19 protein-coding genes and 1 pseudogene are annotated in these 20,431 nt (G+C 72.7%); 13 read left to right on the forward strand and 7 right to left on the reverse strand.

Annotation, left to right across the window (positions count from 1 at the left end; all coding sequences use genetic code 11):
- Positions 1-137 precede the first annotated feature (137 nt).
- From WMF28_RS44355 to WMF28_RS44415, 13 genes and pseudogenes are all read left to right on the forward strand, one after another.
- The gene (locus WMF28_RS44355; protein WP_437599818.1) at positions 138-1,469 is read left to right on the forward strand and encodes an aspartate kinase; all 1,332 of its coding nucleotides are present in this window, start codon (positions 138-140) and stop codon (positions 1,467-1,469) included.
- Positions 1,470-1,656: 187 nt separating this feature from the next.
- Positions 1,657-2,472 (forward strand): HAD family hydrolase, encoded by an 816-nt coding sequence (locus WMF28_RS44360; protein WP_437599819.1) that lies wholly within the window; start codon positions 1,657-1,659, stop codon positions 2,470-2,472.
- A gap of 9 nt (positions 2,473-2,481) precedes the next feature.
- Positions 2,482-3,606 carry an ABC transporter ATP-binding protein gene (locus tag WMF28_RS44365; RefSeq protein ID WP_437599820.1) on the forward strand — a complete coding sequence of 375 codons (1,125 nt, stop codon included), beginning with the start codon at positions 2,482-2,484 and terminating at the stop codon, positions 3,604-3,606.
- A 37-nt stretch (positions 3,607-3,643) separates the two neighbouring features.
- The gene (locus tag WMF28_RS44370) at positions 3,644-4,996 is read left to right on the forward strand and encodes an ABC transporter substrate-binding protein (protein ID WP_437599821.1); all 1,353 of its coding nucleotides are present in this window, start codon (positions 3,644-3,646) and stop codon (positions 4,994-4,996) included.
- Positions 4,993-5,874, forward strand: coding sequence for a carbohydrate ABC transporter permease (locus WMF28_RS44375; RefSeq protein WP_437599823.1), 882 nt, complete (start codon positions 4,993-4,995; stop codon positions 5,872-5,874). Before WMF28_RS44370 ends, WMF28_RS44375 begins: the two co-directional genes overlap by 4 nt.
- Positions 5,871-6,719, forward strand: a complete 849-nt coding sequence (locus WMF28_RS44380; protein WP_437599824.1) for a carbohydrate ABC transporter permease — start codon at positions 5,871-5,873, stop codon at positions 6,717-6,719. Before WMF28_RS44375 ends, WMF28_RS44380 begins: the two co-directional genes overlap by 4 nt.
- Positions 6,720-7,020: 301 nt before the next feature.
- Positions 7,021-7,281 (forward strand): hypothetical protein, encoded by a 261-nt coding sequence (locus WMF28_RS44385; protein ID WP_437599825.1) that lies wholly within the window; start codon positions 7,021-7,023, stop codon positions 7,279-7,281.
- Between the two features lie 639 nt (positions 7,282-7,920).
- Positions 7,921-8,235 carry a hypothetical protein gene (locus tag WMF28_RS44390; protein ID WP_437599826.1) on the forward strand — a complete coding sequence of 105 codons (315 nt, stop codon included), beginning with the start codon at positions 7,921-7,923 and terminating at the stop codon, positions 8,233-8,235.
- A 273-nt stretch (positions 8,236-8,508) separates the two neighbouring features.
- Complete coding sequence (locus tag WMF28_RS44395; protein ID WP_437599827.1) at positions 8,509-10,278, forward strand: cytochrome-c peroxidase; 1,770 nt, start codon at positions 8,509-8,511, stop codon at positions 10,276-10,278.
- 319 nt (positions 10,279-10,597) lie between these two features.
- Positions 10,598-10,900 (forward strand): annotated as a pseudogene (locus WMF28_RS44400) (hypothetical protein); the annotation flags it as partial.
- Between the two features lie 289 nt (positions 10,901-11,189).
- Positions 11,190-11,846, forward strand: coding sequence for a hypothetical protein (locus WMF28_RS44405; protein WP_437599828.1), 657 nt, complete (start codon positions 11,190-11,192; stop codon positions 11,844-11,846).
- A gap of 62 nt (positions 11,847-11,908) precedes the next feature.
- Positions 11,909-12,862, forward strand: coding sequence for a diacylglycerol/lipid kinase family protein (locus WMF28_RS44410; protein ID WP_437599829.1), 954 nt, complete (start codon positions 11,909-11,911; stop codon positions 12,860-12,862).
- Positions 12,863-12,868: 6 nt separating this feature from the next.
- Positions 12,869-13,678: a metallophosphoesterase family protein gene (locus WMF28_RS44415; protein ID WP_437599830.1), complete on the forward strand. Its 810-nt coding sequence runs from the start codon at positions 12,869-12,871 to the stop codon at positions 13,676-13,678.
- Between the two features lie 200 nt (positions 13,679-13,878).
- Here WMF28_RS44415 and xylB read toward each other — a convergent pair whose 3' ends face one another.
- The 7 genes from xylB to WMF28_RS44450 all read right to left on the reverse strand — a co-directional run bounded on the left by xylB (position 13,879) and on the right by WMF28_RS44450 (position 20,289).
- Entirely contained in the window at positions 13,879-15,435 is a 1,557-nt protein-coding gene (gene xylB, locus WMF28_RS44420) for a xylulokinase (RefSeq protein WP_437599831.1), read from the reverse strand.
- A 36-nt stretch (positions 15,436-15,471) separates the two neighbouring features.
- Entirely contained in the window at positions 15,472-16,482 is a 1,011-nt protein-coding gene (locus tag WMF28_RS44425) for a zinc-dependent alcohol dehydrogenase family protein (RefSeq protein ID WP_437599832.1), read from the reverse strand.
- 153 nt (positions 16,483-16,635) lie between these two features.
- Positions 16,636-17,622, reverse strand: coding sequence for a hypothetical protein (locus tag WMF28_RS44430; protein ID WP_437599833.1), 987 nt, complete (start codon positions 17,620-17,622; stop codon positions 16,636-16,638).
- A 136-nt stretch (positions 17,623-17,758) separates the two neighbouring features.
- The gene (locus WMF28_RS44435; RefSeq protein WP_437599834.1) at positions 17,759-18,424 is read right to left on the reverse strand and encodes an LON peptidase substrate-binding domain-containing protein; all 666 of its coding nucleotides are present in this window, start codon (positions 18,422-18,424) and stop codon (positions 17,759-17,761) included.
- 143 nt (positions 18,425-18,567) lie between these two features.
- Positions 18,568-19,254 carry an SDR family NAD(P)-dependent oxidoreductase gene (locus WMF28_RS44440; protein ID WP_437599836.1) on the reverse strand — a complete coding sequence of 229 codons (687 nt, stop codon included), beginning with the start codon at positions 19,252-19,254 and terminating at the stop codon, positions 18,568-18,570.
- Entirely contained in the window at positions 19,251-19,829 is a 579-nt protein-coding gene (gene folE / locus WMF28_RS44445; RefSeq protein ID WP_437599837.1) for a GTP cyclohydrolase I, read from the reverse strand. The genes WMF28_RS44440 and folE overlap by 4 nt, the downstream gene beginning before the upstream one ends.
- Positions 19,830-19,839: 10 nt before the next feature.
- Positions 19,840-20,289 carry a DUF2203 domain-containing protein gene (locus tag WMF28_RS44450; protein ID WP_437599838.1) on the reverse strand — a complete coding sequence of 150 codons (450 nt, stop codon included), beginning with the start codon at positions 20,287-20,289 and terminating at the stop codon, positions 19,840-19,842.
- Between the last annotated feature and the right edge of the window lie 142 nt (positions 20,290-20,431).

A 20,431-nucleotide genomic window follows, 5' to 3' on the forward strand; every position in this document is an offset into this window, starting at 1 on the left:
GATCGCGACGGTTCGTCCCCGCGGAACAGTCCCGCCAGGGCTAGCCCAGCGCGTCAGGTGTTCGCGGGGCTCGCTTACCGGCCGAGCATGACTATCCTTCCGCGCCCACGGGCCGCCAGGCCCATGGAGGCACGCGCATGATCGTCATGAAGTTCGGCGGCAGCTCGGTCGAGAGCCGCGCGCAGATCGAGAAGGTCCTTCTCATCGTCAGAGCTCGTCTGGATCGCCGCCCCGTCGTCGTGAGCTCCGCCCACAAGGGCATGACCGACGCGCTGATCAACGCGGCCAGGCTCGCCGCCACCGGGCGGTTCGACCCCTCCATCCCGGTGAGCAAGCAGCGCGCGGTCGCCGAGTCGCTCGGCTGCGCGCCCGACCTCCTCGCGCCCTTCTACGAGGAGATCGCGGACCTCTTGCGCGGCATCAGCCTCGTCAAGGAGCTCAGCCCGAGGAGCCTCGACTACATCGCGAGCTTCGGAGAGCGCCTGGCCGTCCGCTGCATCGCGGACTTCTTCGCCCGGAGCGGCGTGCCGGCCCGCGCCTACGACGTCTGGGACCTCGGCTTCATCACCGACGCGAGCTTCGGCCGCGCGCGCCCGCTGCCCGGCTTCGACGCCCGGGTCAAGGCCATGTTCGCCGAGCGCGTCCCCGAGGGCGTGGTCCCGATCGTCACCGGCTTCGTCGGCCGCAACGAGGCCGGCGAGATCACGACCGTCGGCCGCAACGGGAGCGACCTCACGGCCACGCTGCTCGCCGCGGGCCTCGGCGCCGAGGAGGCGCAGATCTGGAGCGACACCGACGGCGTGATGACCGCCGACCCGAGCGTCGTGAAGACGGCCCGGAACATCCCCACGATGCGCTTCGACGAGGCCGCGGAGCTCGCGTTCTTCGGCTCCCGCGTCCTGCACCCCTCCACGCTCCTGCCCGCCATGGAGAGGGGCATCCCGGTGCGGGTGCTCAACACGAACCGGCCGGATCACCCCGGCACGGTCATCGACTTCAACACCGACGCCGCGTCCCCGCCCGTGACAAGCATCGCGTACCGCGAGCGGCAGGTCGTGCTCAAGATCAGCTCGACCCGGATGTTCGGCGAGGTCGGCTTCCTCGCGCAGGTCCTCGCCGTGCTGGCCCGGCACGAGGTCGTGATCGACGTGATCACCACGTCCGAGGTGTCGGTCTCGATGACCACCGACGACCTCGGGAAGCTCAGCCGCGCGCTGCCCGAGCTCGAGCGGTTCGGCGCCTGCGAGGTCCTGCCCAACCGGACGACGCTCGTGATCGTCGGCCAGGGCCTGCCCAACCGGAAGGGCGTCGCCGCGCAGGTGCTCGACGCGATGGCCGAGGCCGGCGTCAACGTCGAGATGCTGAGCTACGCCATGGGCAGCATCAACCTGTCGATGGTCATCGAGGACGCGAGCGTCGCGGCCGCGGTCGCGGTGCTGCACCGCTCTCTCTTCGAGAGGGCGCGGTAACACCCTTCGATCCCAGGAGAAGGCGCGGCAACGCTCCTCGAGGAGGGCGAGGTCGCGCCGCGGCGCCGCGATGGCTCGATGCGGCCGGCCGCCGCCCGGGTGACGGGACGTTGACAGGCGTGACGCGACGCGGGCGCCGCAGTAGGCGTAGCCCTCGGCCGGACCCGGCGTCCGGCCCCGGGAGACCATGACAGCGGCACACCTCGACGGCGGCGCGGCGGCGGCATCAGCATCGATCCCGCGCGAGAGCACGAGCGACATCCTGCGGAGGATCGAGGCTGCGCACGGGGCCGTCGGCCCGGGCGCCCTCGCGTTCGACGCGGACGGCACCCTCTGGGAGGGGGACGTGGGCGTCGACCTGTTCGAGGCGTTCCTCGCCGGGCGCCACGCGCGGCCCGAGGCCGAGGCGGCGCTGCGCCGCGAGGCCGAGGCGTTCGGCGTCGCCGCGGAGGGCGGCGCGCACGAGATCGCCGGCGCGCTCTACGCGGCGTTCGCCGCCGAGCGCTACCCGGAGGACCGGGCCTTCGCGATGATGGCCTGGGCCTTCGCGGGGTGGCGCGAGGACGAGCTCGCCGCCCTGGTCGACCGCGTGCTCGAGGAGAAGGGCCACGCGGGGCGGATCCGGCCGGCGCTCCTGCCGATCCTCGACTGGGCGCGGTCGCGCGGCGTCCCTGTGTACGTCGTGTCCGCCTCCCCGCGCGCCGTGATCGAGCGCGCCGTCCGGCGGCTCGGCGTCGCGCCCGAGCGGATCGCCGCCATGACCCCGGCCGTCCGCGAGGGCCGGCTCGCCCCCGAGCTCGGCGCGGTCGCGACCTACGGCGACGGGAAGATCCGCGCCCTCGAGCGCCTCTTCCCCGAGCTCGCGGTGCTTGCGGCCTTCGGCGACAGCGCGTACGACGCCGCCCTGCTGAGGACGGCGCGGGTGCCCGTCGCGGTCTCCCCGAGCCCGAAGCTGCTCGCGGTCGCGGACACGATCCCCGGGCTCGTCCTGCTCGCCACCTGAGCTGCCGCCATGGCCACCCTCTCGCTCCGCGGCCTGACCCGCCGCTTCCCCAACGCCGAGCGCCCCGCCCTCGCCGGTCTGGATCTCGAGGTCGAGGACGGCGAGCTGCTCGTCCTCGTCGGCCCCTCCGGCTGCGGCAAATCCACGGCGCTCCGGCTGATCGCGGGCCTCGACAGCCCCGACGGCGGCGCGATCTCGATCGGCGGCCGCGACGTCAGCCGCGTCGCGCCGGAGGACCGCGACGTGGCCATGGTCTTCCAGGGCTATGCCCTGTACCCGCACATGACCGCGCGCGACATCATGGGCTTCCCGCTCAGGATGCGCGGGGTCGCGCGGGCGGAGCGGGCGCGCCGCGTCGAGGAGGCGGCGGCGCTGCTCGGCGTCGGCCACCTGCTCGACCGGCGCCCCGGCGAGCTCTCGGGCGGCGAGCGCCAGCGCGTGGCCATGGGCCGCGCGATCGTGCGCGCCCCGGCGGCGTTCCTCTTCGACGAGCCGCTCTCGAACCTCGACGCCGCGCTGCGGGCCGAGCTCCGGGTCGAGCTCGCGGCGCTCGTGCGCCGCCTCGGCACGACGTCGGTCTACGTGACCCACGACCAGATCGAGGCGATGACCCTGGGCGACCGCATCGCCGTGCTGCGCGCCGGCGAGCTCCAGCAGGTCGGCCCGCCGCGCTCCATCTACGAGGCGCCGGCGAACACCTTCGTGGCCGGGTTCCTGGGCACGCCGGTGATCAACCTGGTCCCGCTCGAGCGCGCCGGCGGCCGGTACGAGGGCGCGGCGCTGTCGCTGCCCGCCCCGCCGGGGATGGCGCTGCCCGACCGGGCCATCGCGGGCGTGCGGCCCGAGCACCTGCGCGTCGCGCCGGGGCCGGGCGACGCGGGGGCGTGGGGCGACGCCGGGGCTGCGGCGCGGGGCGAGGTGGAGGTCGAGGCGCGCGTCGTGATCGCCGAGCCGCTCGGCGCCGAGACGTACCTGTACCTCGACGCCGGCGGGACGCGGCTGCGCGCGAGGGCGCACGGCTTCGCGACGCCCGCGCCCGGCGAGGCGGTGCGCGCGCGGCTCGATCCGCGCGCCGTGCTCTGGTTCGACGCGGGCACCGGCGCGCGGATCGCCCCGCCGCGGGCCGCGTCATGAGCGGACGAGGCCGCGCCGCGCGCGGGGAGGCCGCCTCGTGAGCGCGCGCGCGCGCGGCGCGGCGCGGTCCGGGGCGAGCGCCGCCTGCTCGCGGCGCGACGCGCTCCGGGCGCTCGCCGCGTCGATCGCCGCGGCCGCGTCCGGCGCGACCGGCTGCGCGCGGCGCGCGCCGGACGGGCGCATCGAGGCCTCGCTGTGGTTCGCCTACGGCGGCAAGAACCGCGAGGTGCTCCTGTCGCTCATCGACCAGTTCCACCGCGAGCAGGGCCGCTACCGCATCGACGCGGTGTACCAGGGCGACTACTTCGAGGCGCTCGCCAAGCTGCGGACCGCGCTCGCGGCGCGCGCGGCGCCCGCGCTGACGCACGTCGTCGGCGAGGTGGTGCCTTACCTGGCCGAGGCGGGCGTGCTCGAGCCGCTCGATCGGTTCCTCGGCGCGCCCGGCGCCGGGCACGCCGACCTCGACGTTGTCGAGGCGCTCGGCCAGGCGGGGACGTTCGTCGGCGGGGGCGAGCGCCCGCTCGTGTGCCTGCCGTTCAACCGGTCGACGCCGATCGCCTATTACAACCGCGATGTGTTCCGCGAGCTCGGGCTGTCGCCGCCGTCGACCTGGGACGAGCTCCGCGCGGCGGCGGCGCGGCTCATGGTGCGTGACGGAGGTGGCACGCGGCGGTGGGGGTTCGAGTGCCCGATCGACTGGTGGTTCTGGGCGGCGCTCGTGGGGCAGGCGGGCGGCGAGCTCCTCGGCCCGGACGGCGCGCCGGCGTTCGGCGGCGAGGCGGGCGTGCGCGCGCTCCGGTTCTGGCAGACGCTCGTGCACGAGGACCGCACGATGAAGCCGCCGCCGGGGCGCGACTACAACGCGTGGCAGGTGACGAACACCGACTTCCTCTCGGGCCGGGTCGCGATGATCTGGACCTCGACCGCGTTCCTCCGGTACCTGGAGGAGAACGCGGGGCAGGCGGGCGCGGGGAAGTTCGAGGTCGGCGCGGCCCCGCTGCCGCGCGACGTGCGCTCCTCGGTGCCCACGGGCGGGACGATGTTCGTGATGCCGCGGGGCGCGGCGCCGGCGGCGCAGGAGGCGGCGTTCGCGTTCCTGCGCTGGATGATGCAGCCGTCGCAGGCGAACGCGTGGGCGACGCGGACGGGCTACATGCCCGTCTCGCGGCGCGGCCTCGAGGAGCTCACGCGGGGCGGCTACTATGCCGCGCACCCGAACGACCGTGTCGCCGTGGACCAGCTCGCGCACGCCGCGCCCTGGCCCTGGTCTCCGGACCTGTTCCGCGTCCAGCGCGAGGCGGTGCAGCCCCGGCTCGAAGAGGCGGTGCTCGCTCAGCGCGACGCCGCCGAGACCCTCTCCGAGGCCGTCCGCGTGGCGCGCGAGCGATGAAGCCCAGGCACCCCCTCTCGCCTTATCTGCTCCTCCTGCCGACCGCGGCCTTCCTGGCCGTGTTCTTCCTGGTCCCGCTCCTGCTCGCGGCCAGGAACAGCTTCTACGCGTGGGACCTGCTCACGCCGCCGCGTTACGTCGGGCTGCGGAACTACGAGGTCCTCGCCGGGAGCGGCGAGCTCATGGGCACGCTCCTCCGCACGCTCGGCTACAGCGCCGTCGTTGTGACGCTCTCCGGCTCTCTCGGGCTCGCGCTGGCGGTGGCGCTCGATCGGCCGGGGCCTGTCTATGCCTTCGTGCGGGGCGCGGTGTTCAGCGCCTATGTCGTGTCGTGGGTCGCGGTGGCGCTCCTCTGGATGTGGATCCTCGACGCCGACGGGGTCTTCTCGGCGGCGCTCCGCGGGCTCGGCCTCCCGACGATGAGCTGGCTCGGCGACCCCCGGTCGGCGTTGCTCGCGCTGGCCGCGGTGAGCGTCTGGAAGATCACCGGGTATGCGATGGTCATCTTCCTGGCGGGCCTCCAGGACATCCCCCGCGCGCTGCACGAGGCGGCGGCGCTCGACGGCGCCGGCCCGTGGCGGCGGTTCCGCCACGTGACGTGGCCGCTGCTCCGCCCGAGCGCCGCCTTCGTGGCGACGACGAGCCTCATCCTCTCCTTCCAGGCGTTCGACGTGATCCGCGTGATGACGCAGGGGGGACCGGTCAAGTCGACGACCCTCTTCGTTTACGCCATCTACGAGCATGTCTTCGTGAACCTGCGGGTCGGCCGGGCGAGCGCGATGATCGTGATCTTCTTCGGGTTTTTGCTCCTCCTGACGGTCCTTCAGCTCTGGGCGCTCCGCGCGGACGCGCCGCGCGAGGGGAGGCGGTCGTCATGACGGCGTTGCGCAGCGGCGGCGCGGCCGCGGGGCGCTTCGGCGCGCGCCGGCTCATCTCGGACGTCGTGCTCCTCCTCGTGGCCGTCGTGTGGCTCGGGCCGTACGCGTGGATGACGATCACCTCGCTGAAGACGCTGCCCGAGATCACCCGTGCTCCGGCGTACCCGTTGCCGCAGGCGATCCAGCTCGGCGCGTACCGCGAGGTGCTCCAGGCGGTGCCGGTGATGCGGTATTTCGCCAACACCGTGCTCATGGCGACGGCCATCGCGCTCCTGCAGATCGCGCTGGCGCTCCCGGCCGGCTATGCCCTCGCGAAGCTCCGGTTCGTCGGTCGGAACGCCGCGTTCGTCCTGGTGCTCTCGTGCCTGCTCATCCCGGCGCAGGTGACGTTCGTCCCCGTGTTCACGATGCTCGGCGCGGCCGGCCTCGTGAACACGTTCGCGGCGCTGATCCTCCCCTTCGGGGTCAGCGCGCTCGGGACGTTCCTTGTGCGCCAGGCGCTGCTCTCGGTCCCTGACGAGATCATCGAGGCGGCCAGGATGGATGGGGCGGGCGAGCTCAGGATCATCTATCTGATCCTCGGCCCGATGCTGCGGCCGACGCTCTCGGCGCTGTTCCTGTTCAGCTTCGTCTTTCACTACAACGATTACTTCTGGCCGCTCGTCATGACGACCGACGATCAGGTGCGCACGCTGCCGCTCGCGATTGCCCTCCTACGGGAGCAGGGGACGGGGGTCCGCTGGCACCTCGTGATGGCGGGCAACGTCCTCCTGAGCCTGCCGGTGCTGCTCGTGTTCGCGGCGGCGCAACGGCAGCTCCTGCGCGCGGTGACGGCGCGGGTCTGAGCGGGTCTGGAGCGGATCGGGCGCCCGAGCACGGCCGGTGTCGGAGGCCGCCGAGCCGCCGGTGACAGCGCGGTTTGCCCGGCCGGCGTGTGCATCGACGTGGCAGTGAGCGGCCGGGCGCGATCGCACCTTTCATTGACGCCGGCGATCGCCTCGCCGCGCAGCGCGCCTCGGCGCCGGATCGAGGGGAATCGCTGCGCTGTTTGTTCCCGTCCGGACGCCCTCGCTTCTGGCCCGGTCGTCGCACCGGCTCGCAGCGGCAAGCGCAGCGCCGGCCGGGCGCCGCGGAAGGAGATCCACGATGACGACGACCGAACCAATGATGAAGAAGGAAGAGGGCAAGGTCACGACGAAGATCGAGGAGAGGACCGGCAGGGTCCCGTCCGGCGCTTACCTCGGGCTGGCGATCGGCTCGATGCTGGCCTCGGCCGGCTTCATGCTGGCCGGCAAGAAGCAGATCGCGAACTTCGTCGGCCAGTGGGTGCCGTCCCTGCTCGTGATCGGCCTGTACAACAAGCTGGTCAAGATCGAGCACGAGATGGGATTCGGCGGCTACCGCTGACAGCGACCTGCCGCGGACGGCGGGGGGTCGCGATCTCCCTCCGCCTCCGCGCGCGTGACGACACGCTACGGACTGCCGGCGGGGCGGAGCGGCTGCCCGGCGAGGCGTAACGGCTGCCCGATGGCGTGATCGAAGCATCCCGTCCCAGAAAAGAGCCAGTTTATTGAGCAGTACGCGCTGGCTCAAGGTGGCAAGTTTTGGAGCAATGATTGTTGACGACGAATGTTTTCGCTGAGCATGATTGATGACGACGGCCCGAGCCCGTACGACGATGGCTCCAGCCCGTAGCACGACGACTCCCGGCCGAATGACGGCGAGCTCCGCCTCGGATGACGATGGCTCCTCGCGGCGTGACGACGGCCTCCGCCTCGATGCCGGCGGCGCGGCGCCGCGCGACACGCGCCGCGCCGTCGTAGTCAAGAGACATGCTCCCGCAGGCGCTGGCCGGCTCGATGACCAAAACGTGCGATCCCCTGGACGTCCCTTTCCGCACGCACCTGGCCTTGGGTCAGGGCCAAACCTACCTCTCTTCCCGAAGAGGCAGACGACAACGACCCGACGCTCGAAGCTCCGGCCGCGAAGCTGGTCGACCAGGACTACGTCGAGCGCCTCGACGAGGCCGCCGAGGAGCTGACCCAGGTGGCGAAGACCGCGGCCGCGCGGCCCGCAGGACAGAAGGTCACGAGCGGCGACCTCGACCGGACCGACGGTATCAACCTGAGCCTGCTCGAGCCGATCGTGCGGGTGCTCGAGCGCGCCAACGAGCAGGATCCGACCCTTCCGCGGCTCGTGCCCATCGCGACCCGGAGGCTGTTCAGCCGCAAGATCCGGAAGAAGACCACCGGGACGTCCGTCGGGGGCGGCACCGGGGACGGCACCGCCGGCGACGGCGGCGCCGCCGGCACGCCGCCGGACGAGGAGGATCCGCTCGAAGGCGACGACACGCCGGTCTGAACCGAGAGCGCCCTCCGCCGGGAGCGCGCGCCGCTGCTCCCGACACCGCCGGGTCGTACTCGGATCGCCCGCCGCCCGCCACGCAGCGCGCGCCTTCGTTCACACCACCCCCGAGAACACCTCTCCCTCTCCGGCCTCCGGCCGCCGCGCGCCGCTAACCATCGTCCAGATCTCGACATTTCCATGGAATCCTTCTTGCTGAGCTCGCGCGCGCGACGAACGGAGGAACTCATGCGTCAGCCACTTTCTCGTTCTCTTGTCCTGGTAGGGCTCGTGTCCACGAGCGTTTTCTCGTCCTTCCTCGGGGCCTGCGGGTCGGAGGGGCCCGCACCGATGCCCGGCCTCGGTATCGAGGGCTCTGATCCGCGGATCACGGTGACGGAGGTCCCGCCGCCGGCCATCAGCGGCGGGACGCTGCTCATCGCCCGCGACGGCCGCACGGCGGTGGCGGCGGACGCCGACCGCGACCGCGTCTGGATCGTCGATCTCGACGGCGGCGAGGTGGCGGCGGTCGCGCTGGAGCGCGGCGACGAGCCGGGGCGGCTCGTCGAGGACGCGAGCGGCCAGGTCCACGTGGCGCTCCGGCGCGCCGGGGCCGTGGCGACCGTCGATATCGAGGCGCGGTCGGTCGTCGCGCGCAGGGAGGTCTGCCGCGCGCCCCGCGGGGTCGCCTTCGACGCCTCCCTCGACGCCATCCACGTCGCCTGCGCCGGCGGTGAGCTCGTGACGCTCCCGGCCTCCGGCGGCCCCGCCATCCGGAAGCTCCGCCCCGCCGCCGATCTGCGCGACGTCGTGGTCGACGGCGACCGGCTCCTCGTCAGCCGCTTCAAGTCCGCCGAGACGCTGGTCGTGGGCCCGGACGGCGAGGTGCTCTCGCGCCGCGCGCTCCCCGCCTTCCGCTCGACCGGGTTCCGCTCCTCGGACTACGCGCCTTCCGTGGCCTGGCGCATGACGCCGCGCCCAGGCGGCGGCGCGATGATGGTGCACCAGCGCGCGATGTCGTCACAGGTCACCCTCGCGCCGGGCGGTTATTACCAGGCGGCCGACTGCGATGGGAACATCGTGCACGGCACGATCAGCAGGATCGACCCGGCGGACGCTCCCGACTCACCGGCCACCGCGCCGCCTGCGGCCGCGATCCCGGGCGTCTCGCTGCCGGTCGACATCGCTGTCGCGCCCGACGGCGCGCGCCTCGCCGTCGTGGGCGCCGGCAACAACGTTGTCGTGACCACGACGGTCGGCGACATGACGAACAGCTCCGCGACAGCCAACTGCAATCCCGAGGTCACCTCGCAGCCGCTGAGCGGGCAGCCGATCGCCGTGGCCTTCGACGGCCGGGGCGCCGTCGTCGTGCAGCTGCGCGAGCCGGCCGCCCTGGAGGTGCTCGGCGGGCGCACCATCGCGCTGCCGGGCGAGAGCGTGAGAGACACAGGTCATGAGATGTTCCATCGCCCGCCGAACGGCTTCAGCGCCGTCGCGTGCGCGTCGTGCCACCCCGAGGGACACGAGGACGGGCAGACGTGGAACTTCGATCCCGTGGGCCTGCGGCGGACGCAGGCCATGGGCGGCGGCATCCTGCAGACAGCGCCCCTCCACTGGAGCGGCGACATGCAGGATCTCGCGGGCCTGATGGGGGAGGTGTTCGTCTCCCGCATGGGCGGCCCGAAGCCCGGCGCCCGGCGGCTCGACCTGATGGCCCGTTACATCGACAGCCTGCCCGCCTTCCCGGCGTCGCCGCCCGAGGACGAGGCCGCCGTGTCGCGCGGCGCGGCGCTCTTCCATGACAAGAAGGTGGCCTGCGCCGACTGCCACAGCGGCCCGATGCTCACCAACAACCGGAACGAGGATGTCGGGACCGGCGAGCTCCTGCAGGTGCCCTCGCTCATCGGCATCTCCGGGCGCGCCCCGTTCATGCACGACGGCTGCGCCGCGACGCTCCACGATCGCTTCGATCCCGCGTGCGGAGGCGACGATCACGGCGACGTCTCCGGTCTGACCCCGGCGCAGGTCGACGATCTCGTCGCCTATCTCGAGTCCCTCTGAGCGCTCGCCCGGCCGCGCTCCCCGCGCGACACGATTGAGGCGTTCCTCATCATCCGGGGCCGATTGCCACGATCGCGCCCCGTGATCTTCCGACCAGCGCGACGCCAGCGCCGCAACCGACGGGAAATCCGGACGCGCGTCAGGGGACGTCGCGGCTCCCCCGGACGGCACAGCGGTTGCTCCGCCATCGGGCAGACACCGCGATTCGATGGATCCGAGCCACAGGCACGGTCTTGTCTTCTTCTCACGACAGGGCGAGCCGGGGCTTCCAGCGGAGAAGCGGAACCGCGCGGAGGCGCGAGCTCGCAAGGAGGAGACCATGCCGAGAGGCGACAAATCCAGCTACACAGGCAAGCAGAAGCGACAGGCCGAGCACATCGAGGAGGGGTACGAGAAGCGCGGCGTGCCGGAAGAGGAGGCCGAGCGGCGGGCCTGGGCGACCGTCAACAAGATGACCGGCGGAGGGAAGAAGTCGGGCTCGGGGGTGGGCAAACCGGTGAACAAGGAGCCGGCGAAGAAGGGAGGCCGCAAGGGCGGCGCGGCGTCCAGGGCGCGGCCGGCTGCCGCGAGGAGCGCGGCGGCGAAGAAGGCGGCCGCGACCCGCAAGCGGAACGCCGCGGCGAGCGCCGGGCGGGGGACGGCCGCGAAGAAGGCGCCGAGGAGCGCGAGCGCGAAGAGCGCGACGAAGAAGCGCGCGACGAGCGCGACGAAGAAGAGCGCCGCGCCCGGCGCGCGCGCGGGCAGCGCCTCGCGCACGACGACGAGCCGCCGCGCCCGCGCGACGCAGGGCACGGCGCGCCGCAGCGGGGCAGGGGCCTCGCGCAAGACGACCTCGCGGCGGACCGGGACAGGCGCGCGGCGCGCCGCGAGCGGGTCCTGACCTCGGCGTGAGGAGGGGAGAGGGGACGAACATGCAGGAACTTCGGAGCAATGAGGCATCGGACGGCGAGAGCCGCGTGGAGAGCGACGAGTCCGGACCGCAGGAGGAGAGCCCGAGGGGGCGCGCGTTCCTCGCGACCCTCGTCCGCGAGCTGTTCCAGACGGAGCGCTCGGCGAAGGCGCATCCGCTTGTCGAGGCGCAGCGACTCGGCGATGTGCCGCCGGCGCACGCCCTGCGGGCGATCTCGGCCCACGCGGAGGCCGTGCTGTCGGAGCTCCCCTCGCTCCTCGGCGAGCGCGGGCTGCCCGTCAGCGTGGGTGGGAGCGCGGTGGGCCAGGCCTTCTCGGTGCTGCGCAATCACATCGCCGATCACCTGCTGAGCACCGAGAAGTCCTACCGCGGGACGCTCCTCGGGATGCGCCACGGCGTCGACCTTGTCGAGCTGATCCAGTACGTCGCCGCGGCGGAGGGCGACACGCTCCTCGCCGCGTGGTGCGCGCGCTGGCTCTCGACGCGCCGGCCCCTCGTCGAGGCGGCGGCGTGCGAGCTCGCGTGGTTCGCGGCGCGCCCGGCGCGCGCCACCCGGGCGGCGAAGGACAACGTCGTCGCCCACCTGCTCCAGGGCCTCGTCTACCGCGCCGAGCTCGCGGCGCAGCTGCTCCGCCGCCTCGCCCCGCTCGCGAGGTGACCCCTGCCGGCCGCGCGAGCGGCGGCCCTTTTGCTGGAGATACGGTGGTGATGCGTCGATCCATGGCTGTCCTGTTGAACTTCTCTTCCCGGTCGAACCGCGCGGCGGAGCAGCGCGTGCGGCTCGCGGAGCTCCTGAAAGAGAGCGGCTTCGACGCCGAGATGCTGTGCGCCGAGAAGGGCCAGCACATGGGGGAGCTCGCCCGCCGCGCGGCGCGGGGGCCTCACGATCTCGTCGTGGCGGGCGGCGGCGACGGCACGATGAACACGGTCGCCGCCGCGATCGCCGACACCGACAAGACGATGGGGGTCTTGCCGCTCGGGACGGTGAACCATTTCGCCAAGTACCTCGGCGTTCCGCTGACCCTCGAGGGCGCCGTGCGCACGCTTGTCGAGGGGCGGCGCGTCCGGGTCGACCTGGGCGAGGTCAACGGACGGGTGTTCGTGAACAACTCGACGCTGGGCATCTACCCGAGCATCGTGCGCGAGCGCGAGGCGCTCCGGAAGCGGAGCGGGCTGAACAAGTGGTTCGCCCTTGCGCTGGCGACCGCCTCGGGGATCCGGCGGCACGAGGGCGTCCGTCTCCGGCTCCTCCTGGACGGGCAGGAGCTCCAGCTGGACACGCCGTTCGTGTTCGTGGCGAACAACGACTTCAAGCTCGGCGACGTCGATCTCGCCCGCCAGCGCCCGCCGAGCTCGGGCGAGCTCGGCGTGTGCGTCGCGCACGCGGACAGCCGCCTCTCCAGGGTCAAGCTCATCGCCAGCGCCCTCGCCGGGCGCATCTATAAGGCGAGCGATTTCAGCATCTTGCGCACGACGGAGCTCCGGGTGGAGGCGCCGCATCGGCGCCGCCTCCACGTGGCCGCGGACGGCGAGATCCTCAGGATGACGCCGCCGCTGTGCTATCGCACGCGGCCTGAAGCGCTCAGCGTCATCGTGCCCCTGTCGTCCGACGTCAGCTCGGGCCCACGACGGCAGGAGGGCTCATCGGAGCACGCCACCGCGCTGGGGGGATGATGCATCATGCGCACGCTCGTGCACCTGTCGGATCTGCACTTCGGCCGAGTCAACAAGGACATCCTCCGCCCGCTGATCCAGAGGATAGGGGGGCTCGAGCCGCACGTGGTCGTGATCTCGGGCGATCTGACCCAGCGGGCGCGCAGCGCCGAGTTCGTCGAGGCGCGCGCCTTCCTCGACGCGCTGCCCTCGCCGCAGATCGTGGTGCCGGGCAACCATGATGTCCCGCTCTACAACCTGTTCGACAGGTTCTTTCGCCCGCTGGACAGGTACCGGAGCCACATCACGGACGACCTCTCGCCGTTCCACCTCGACGCCGAGCTCGCCGTCCTGGGCATCAACACCGCGCGCTCGCTGACGATCAAGGACGGGCGCATCAACGAACACCAGATCCAGGGGATCAAGGCGAGGCTGTGCGATCTCGGCCCCGAGATCGCGAAGATCGTGGTCACGCATCATCCGTTCGATCTGCCCGAGAGCTCGCGGCATGCGATCGTCGGGCGCGCGAGGCAGGCGATGGCGGCGATCGCGGGCTGCGGCGTCGACGTCATCCTGTCCGGTCATCTGCACCTGAGCCATACGGGGCACTCGGCGGAGCGGTTCGAGGCCGGCGGCCACTCGTCGCTCATCATCCAGGCCGGCACGGCGACCTCGACGCGCGGGCGCGGCGAGCAGAACGCGTTCAACGTGATCCGCATCGACGGGCGGAAGATCGAGATCGAGCGGAACTTCTGGCAGCCGGACAGCAGCGTCTTCGGGATCGCGAGCGCCGAGCATTTCGAGGAGACGGCGCGGGGGTGGGTGCGGGCGGCGTAGGCCTGGCGCGCTGGGCGGTGCTGTCATTGGCCCAGAGCGGTTTCACATGAAGACGGGAAGTCGGTAAGAGCCTTGGGAGCTTCTTCCCGCCTTCCGGCCTTCATGTTCGAATGGCAGCACCACCGCGCGCTGTCTGATGAGTCGAGTGAACGGTGGGCGCCCGGAGCGGGCGCCGTGGCGCCCCGGCTCCCTTCACCCGATCAAGCGAGCTTCCCGAGCTCCCGGAACCGCCCGCGCAGGTCGTTGTAGAGCCCCCGGTACACCGCGTGGATCTCCCGGTACCGCGCCGCGCGCGCCGGATCCGGCGCGACGCGCGAGACGACATGGACGAACGCGTCCGCCGCCTCCTCGACCGACGAGAACAGCCCCGCGCCCGCCGCGCCGAGGAGCGCCGCGCCGTAGGCCGGCCCCTCGGTCGACGTGGTGATCGCCACCGGCGCCTCGAAGACGTCGGCCATCAGCTGGCGCCAGAACGCGCTGCGCGCCCCGCCGCCGGTCAGCCGGATCTCGTCGATCGTGACCGCCGCCGCGCCGTTCGTCTGCCCCACGCCGCGCATCAGATCCAGCGAGTCCGCCAGCCCGAACGTGATGCCCTCCAGCACCGCGCGCGAGACGTCGGCCTTCGTCGTCCGGGCGCTCAGCCCCACGAACGCGCCGCGCGCCGCCGCGTCGTTGTGCGGCGTGCGCTCGCCCATCAGGTACGGCAGGAAGACGACGCCGCCCGCGCCGGGGCGCGCCGTCGACGCCGTGTCGGCGATGATCTCGTACGGATCGACCTTGCGGATCTCGGCCGCCATGCGCTCCCCGTCGCCGAGGACGTCGCGGTACCAGCGCAGCGCGCCGCCGGCGGCGAGCATCACCCCCATCAGATAGAACCGGCCCGGGACCGCGTGGCAGAAGCTGTGGAGCCGCATCTCGGGCTCCACGATCCAGGAGTCGGTGTGCGCGAGGATCACGCCGCTCGTGCCGACCGACGCCATCGCCCGGCCGCTGCGCACGATGCCGAGCCCCACCGCGCCCGCCGCGTTGTCCGCGGCGCCCCGCACGACGAGCGTGCCCGCCGGCAGGCCCGTCGCGGTCGCGACCTCGGACGTGAGCTGGCCGAGCGGCGCGTTCGAGGGCGCGGACCGCGGGAACACCGCGCGCGGGACCCCGACCGCCCCGAGGAGCTCGGCGCTGAAGGAGCGATCCCCCGGCGAGAACGCCAGCGTGCCGCTCGCGTCGCTGTCGTCCGTCCCGAGCTCGCCCGTCAGCCGCAAGCCCACGAAATCCTTCGGCATCAGCACCGCGCGCACGCGGGCGAACGCCTCGGGCTCGTGCTCCCGGAGCCAGAGCAGCTTCGGCAGCGTGAACCCCTCGAGCGCGCGGTTGCCGACGAGGCGCGCGAGCCCCGCGTCGCCGACCTTCGGGTTCGCGCGGATCGCCTCGCACTCGGCCGTGGTGCGCGTGTCGCACCACAGGATCGCCGGCCGGATGACGGCCTGCTGCTCGTCCAGCAAGACCGCCGAGTGCATCTGCCCCGTCAGCCCGATCGCGCGCACCTCGTCCCGGCGCGGGCCGAGGGCGCGGGCGAGCTCGCCGAGGGCGCTCAGCGCCGCCGCGGCGAAGTCCTCGGGATCCTGCTCGGCCCACCCGGCGTGCGGCGTGGAGAGCGGATATTCGCGGTGCGCCGACGCGACCGCCGCGCCGCGCTCCGTTTCGACTGCGATGGCCTTGAGGCCGCTGGTCCCGACGTCGATTCCGATCACGATGGCCATGAAGAGCGTCCTTTTTCGTAAAGTGAAAGTGAGCGGCTAGAACACGACCTGGAGCTTCATGGGCGCGGTGCCCTTCTTCATCATCTCCAGCCCGCGCTGGAGCTCCTCGACGGGCATCGCCTCGGAGAGGAGCCGCTTCACGTCGACGGCCCCGCGCTCCATCAGCTTGAATGCCCGGTCGTACGTCCTCCTGATCGCGAAGCTGCCGATGATCTCGAGATCGCGCCGGTACAGCTCGAACGGCGAGATCTCGACCTTGTCGTGCGGCCCACACACGCCGAACACGAGGTACCGGCCGCCATTCTTGACGTACTGGAGCGAGTCGCCGAGGACCCGCGCGATGCCGGTCGCGTCGATCACGACGTCGAAGCCGTAGGGCGCGATCTTCTTGAGCTTCGCCGCGAGCGCGTTGTCGGCGAGGACCACCTCGGTCGCGCCGTGCTGGCGCGCCAGATCGAGCTTCGACTCGACGACGTCGACCACGGTGACGGCGGCCGCGCCATTCGCGCGGCTCGCCTGGAGGTGGAGCTGGCCGATCGGGCCGGCGCCGAGGACCAGGACCTCCGAGCCGATCTCGATGCGCGCGCGATCCTGGCCGAAGACGACGCACGCGAGCGGCTCGCAGAACGCCGCCTCGGCGAACGAGACGCGCTCGAAGCGATAACAGTTCTTCGCGGGCACCCGGACGAGCTCGGCGAAGCCGCCGTCGCGGGTCACGCCCACGGCGTTCCACTTCAGGCAGTGGTTCTGCCGGTTGATCATGCAGAAATGGCACTCCTCGCAGGTCACGGTCGGGTCGACCATCACCCGATCGCCGGGCCGGAGGCCCTCGACCTCGTCGCCCACGGCGGCCACCTCGCCGGCGAGCTCGTGCCCCGGGATCAGCGGGAACGTCGGGAAGAAATCGCCCTCCCAGATGTGCACGTCGGTCCCGCAGATGCCGCACGCCTTGGCCCGGACGAGGACGTCGCGCGGGCCGATCTGCGGCGGCGCGACGTCGTTGCGTACGACGATCTTCTTCACGGCTTCGAGCACGGCTGCCTTCATGCGAGACCCTCCTCGGGCCGCCGCGGAGGCAGCGCGCGGCTGCTCGCTGCGAGGCCCTCTCGTGGTCGTCGCATAGGCGCGCCGCGGCCGCGCGTCGAGATCCCTCGAGCGCCGCCCGGCGCGCCGTCGCGCAGGGCGGGCTGACGCGGGATGTCAGGACTTCGCGGACTGCTTGGGCGGGGAGATCGTGCGCCAGAGGAACGCGTAGACGTCCATCAGATCGCGCGGGGCGAGGCTGCGCTCGCGCAGGCGCCGCTCGAGGTCGCGCGCGAGCGACTGCATCCGGGCATAGCCCTCGGCGCTCGGCACGCGATCGTAGGCGAGGTTGAAGCCGAGCACGACGGCCTGCTTCTCGAAGAAGGAGGGCTTCACGAAGACGTGCTCGCCCGGGTAGACGAGCGCGCTCAGGATCGTCGCGAGCGGCCACGTGACGACCTTGGCCGCCGCGAGCACGCCGGCGAACCGGTCGAAGCGCGCGGCGTAGTCGTCCGCGCCATAGAGGAGATCGACGACCGCCTCGGCATAGGCGCGGTGGTGCTCGGCCGGCATCTTGTTGAAGGGGATGAGGTCGCCGAGCGGGTGCAGGAGGCCGGTCGCCGCCTTGTGGACCTTGGTGATCCGCTCCATGAAATCGGTGAGGTTGCCCGCCGCGAGGAGCGCCTCGAGCTCGCCCTTGCTGAGGAGCGCGCGGGCGGTCTCGATGGCGCCCTGCTTGAAGGCCTTGCTCTTCTTCTTCCCGCCCTCGGGCGCGTGGGCCCCGACGGCGCCGCGCTCCTCGGCGACGAAGTGCGGGCCCCCGAACCCGCCCTCGAACTGCGACTCGAAGCTCGTGACCTGCTCGTCGAAGCTCGTGAGCGGCGGCGCGACAACGCGCGCGCGCTGCTTCCTGGCGGCGGACGACGGCCGGTCGCGGAGCCCGCGGATCCTGGCCTCGAGCGCGTTCGCCTCGTCGTCGCCGAGCTGCACCGGCTCGAGCTTCGACCAGAAAGCCTTGGCGATGGAGTGATTGTGGCCGTCTTCGAAATCGTAGAAGCGCTTTTCGTCGCGCTCCTCGACGAGGTATCCGAGTCCCCACTGGGGACACCCCGGGTGCTTGACGATGATCGGGGCTGAAGGTTCCGTTGAACGAGAGGTCGCCATAGGCGGCGCAGCCTACTCTATCTTGGGACGACCGCACCCCGCTCCGGAGCCGCTTCTGGACTCGTGTTCAGGTATGGCGCTCCGGCGGCGCGCAATCGGGCCCATCCGCGCCGGCCCCCGGTCGCGACGCGAGGCGCTAGTTGACGTCGCGCGCCGCCGAGGCGAGCGCGAGCTGCTGGAGCGCGAGCGCCTCGGTCACCCGGCGCACCCGCGCGACGACGTCGAGGGTCTCCAGCACCGCCTGCCGCTCCCGGGCGTCGAGGATCAGGTGGTGGGCGCAGAGGTCCGCGATGAGCGAGGTGGCCGCGTCGCGCGGCAGCCGGAACTCGAAATTGCGGTCCCGCTCGCGGACGAGCGAAGAGAACGAGGCCGCGGTGGAGATGAGCGCGGCGTGATCCTGGGCCGAGACCTCCCCGGGCTCGTCCTCGAGGACGGTCGCAACGGCCGCGCGGTACGGCGGCACGAACGGGCGCTCGGCCAGGCGGACGCGGGCGCGGCCCCGCAGCACGATGTTGTAGCGGCCCCCCGGCAGATCGGCGTGATCGATGATCTCGCCCGCGCCGGCCACCCCCGCGATCGCCGGGTGGCCGTGCGCGTCGACCGCCCGGGGGTCCGTGATGAGGACGACCGAGAGGATGCGGTGCGTCTCGAGCGCGTCGCGCACGAGCGCCCGATAGCGCGGCTCGAAAATGTGGAGCGGCAGGAGGGCGCCGGGAAAGAGCACCGTCTGCGGCAGCGGGAACAGCGGGAGATCGAGCAAGGCCGCGTTGAGGTCGCCCGGTCGCGGAGGCGTCGTTTCCACAAGTCGTAGGCTAGCACGCCAGGGGGGAACGGGTGTGGCGGCCCCACGTACATCGGTCTCGGCGGGCAGGCCGGGCCGCGCGCGGTCGGCGGGGGATCGACGACGCCGGGGCACGCCAGCCGAGCCTGCTCGGCCGAGCCTCGTCAGCCGAACATCTCGAGCGCCGAGCCGGTCACGGCGTCGGGGGCGTCGAGCGCGGCGTACACGATGAGCTGCGCCACGTCGTCGGCGCTCATCTGCGGGGGGAAGCCGCTCCCGGCGAGCATGTCGGTGTCGACCGAGCCGGGGAGCACGGCGATGGACTGGAGCCCCGTCCCGCGCAGCTCCTCGGCCAGGCTCTTCGAGAGGCCGACGAGGCCCCACTTGGAGGCGGCGTACGAGGCGTTGCCCGGGGACGCGAGGGTCGAGGAGATGCTGCCGACGTGGACGAGCCGGCCGCGGCCCTGCGCCAGCATGGCCGGGAGGAAGGCGCGCGCGACGAGGAAGGGGCCGCGCAGGTTGACGGCGATCACCTCGTCCCAGGCGGCGGGCGTGGTCTCGTGGACCCGCGTCCCGCGGCGCACGACGCCCGCGTTGTTCACGACGACGCGGGGCGCGCCGAGCCACGCCACGACCTCGGCGGAGGCGCGCGCCACCTGCTCCTCGGAGGCGACGTCGCAGGGGACCGGCAGCGCGGCGACGTCGAGCCGGCGGACCTGGTCGGTGACCGCGTCGAGGCGCGGGCTCGGGCGGCCGAGCAGCGCGACGGACAGGCCGCGGCGCGCGAACGCGAGCGCCGTCGCGCGGCCGATGCCGCGGCTCGGCCCCGTGACGACCGCGACGCCGCTCACGCCCGCCCCCCGGAGAGCGCGGCGGCGAGGGCGAGATCGCGCTCCGGGCCGGGATCGGCGAACGCGCCGGCGACCGCGACGGTCTCGATGAGGGCGCCGGCCTTGCGCTCGCCGCGGGCGATGAGGCAGGTGTGGGTCAGCGTGAGCTTGCACAGCGCGCCGCGCGCGCCGAGCTCGGCGACGAGCAGCTCGACGAGCTGCCCGCCGATGCGCTCCTGCAGGGTCAGCCGTCGCGCGAGCGCGTCGAGCACGTGCGCGATCGTGCCGATGCCGGCGACCCGCGCGCCCGGCAGGTAGGCGACGATCCCGGTGCCGTGCCCCGGCAGCAGGTGGTGCGGGCACATCGTGGTCACCGAGAGATCGCGCGCGACGACGAGGCCGCGCTCGAAGGGGCCCGTCTCCATGGCGCCCTCGCGGAGCACCGCGGCCACGTCGATGGCCTCGCCCTCGATCAGATCGTCGGCCCATGCGTCGGCGACGCGCTCGCCCGTGCCCGCGAGCTCCCCCTCGACGTCGCGCCCGAGGGCGCGGAGGAACTCCTCGATCGCCCGGGCTGCTCTCTGCCGATCGATCACCGGGGCCCCATCAGTTGAGCAGCTGCCGGCGCGTGGCGGCGGTGATCGGCCTGCGCCCGGCGTAGCCGGCCTCGAGCCCGTGGTAGTGGTCGACCGCCGGCTCACCGTAGCGCCAGCAGAGCCAGACGAGGGCGTCGCCGAGGCGGCCATAGAAGTCGCAGAGCCCGATCCGCTGGTCCTTCACGACGACCCCGAGCTCCTCGACCTCCTGCCACCCGGACTCGTACGCCGCGATCTTCTCCGAGAGCGCGCGCTCGCGCGCCCGCGCCTGCTCGCTGCCGCTGCGCGCCAGCTCGATGAGCTGGTCGGGCGTGACCGCCGGGCTCTGCACGGCGTGCACGAGCTCCTGCCAGCTGCGCTCGATATCGCTCGCCAGGGCGAGCTGCCGGCGGATCAGCGACGAGAGCTCCGGGACGAGCGCGTTCGCCTCTTCGATCGTCCAGATGCGGGGAGTGTTCACGGGACCTCACCTGAAAGGCGGCGCGACAACCCAGTCATGCAGGGCCGGTAAGCGGAGGAGAGTGCGGTGTCAAGGGCTTGTCCGGAAGGATGCGCCGCGCGGGCACGGTCGACGTGCCGCGGCCGCGGCCGCGGCCGGGCCC

The organism is Sorangium sp. So ce590 (genome assembly GCF_051521365.1).
Classification (GTDB): domain Bacteria; phylum Myxococcota_A; class Polyangia; order Polyangiales; family Polyangiaceae; genus Sorangium.

What these genes read in the sequence shown, in the direction of transcription:
- WMF28_RS44355 (WP_437599818.1), top strand. Translation starts at nt 138, where the DNA reads ATGATCGTCATGAAGTTCGGCGGCAGCTCGGTCGAGAGCCGCGCGCAG.
- WMF28_RS44360 (WP_437599819.1), top strand. Translation starts at nt 1,657, where the DNA reads ATGACAGCGGCACACCTCGACGGCGGCGCGGCGGCGGCATCAGCATCG.
- WMF28_RS44365 (WP_437599820.1), top strand. Translation starts at nt 2,482, where the DNA reads ATGGCCACCCTCTCGCTCCGCGGCCTGACCCGCCGCTTCCCCAACGCC.
- WMF28_RS44375 (WP_437599823.1), top strand. Translation starts at nt 4,993, where the DNA reads ATGAAGCCCAGGCACCCCCTCTCGCCTTATCTGCTCCTCCTGCCGACC.
- WMF28_RS44380 (WP_437599824.1), top strand. Translation starts at nt 5,871, where the DNA reads ATGACGGCGTTGCGCAGCGGCGGCGCGGCCGCGGGGCGCTTCGGCGCG.
- WMF28_RS44385 (WP_437599825.1), top strand. Translation starts at nt 7,021, where the DNA reads ATGACGACGACCGAACCAATGATGAAGAAGGAAGAGGGCAAGGTCACG.
- WMF28_RS44405 (WP_437599828.1), top strand. Translation starts at nt 11,190, where the DNA reads ATGCAGGAACTTCGGAGCAATGAGGCATCGGACGGCGAGAGCCGCGTG.
- WMF28_RS44410 (WP_437599829.1), top strand. Translation starts at nt 11,909, where the DNA reads ATGGCTGTCCTGTTGAACTTCTCTTCCCGGTCGAACCGCGCGGCGGAG.
- WMF28_RS44415 (WP_437599830.1), top strand. Translation starts at nt 12,869, where the DNA reads ATGCGCACGCTCGTGCACCTGTCGGATCTGCACTTCGGCCGAGTCAAC.
- xylB (WP_437599831.1), bottom strand. Translation starts at nt 15,435, where the DNA reads ATGGCCATCGTGATCGGAATCGACGTCGGGACCAGCGGCCTCAAGGCC.
- WMF28_RS44425 (WP_437599832.1), bottom strand. Translation starts at nt 16,482, where the DNA reads ATGAAGGCAGCCGTGCTCGAAGCCGTGAAGAAGATCGTCGTACGCAAC.
- WMF28_RS44430 (WP_437599833.1), bottom strand. Translation starts at nt 17,622, where the DNA reads ATGGCGACCTCTCGTTCAACGGAACCTTCAGCCCCGATCATCGTCAAG.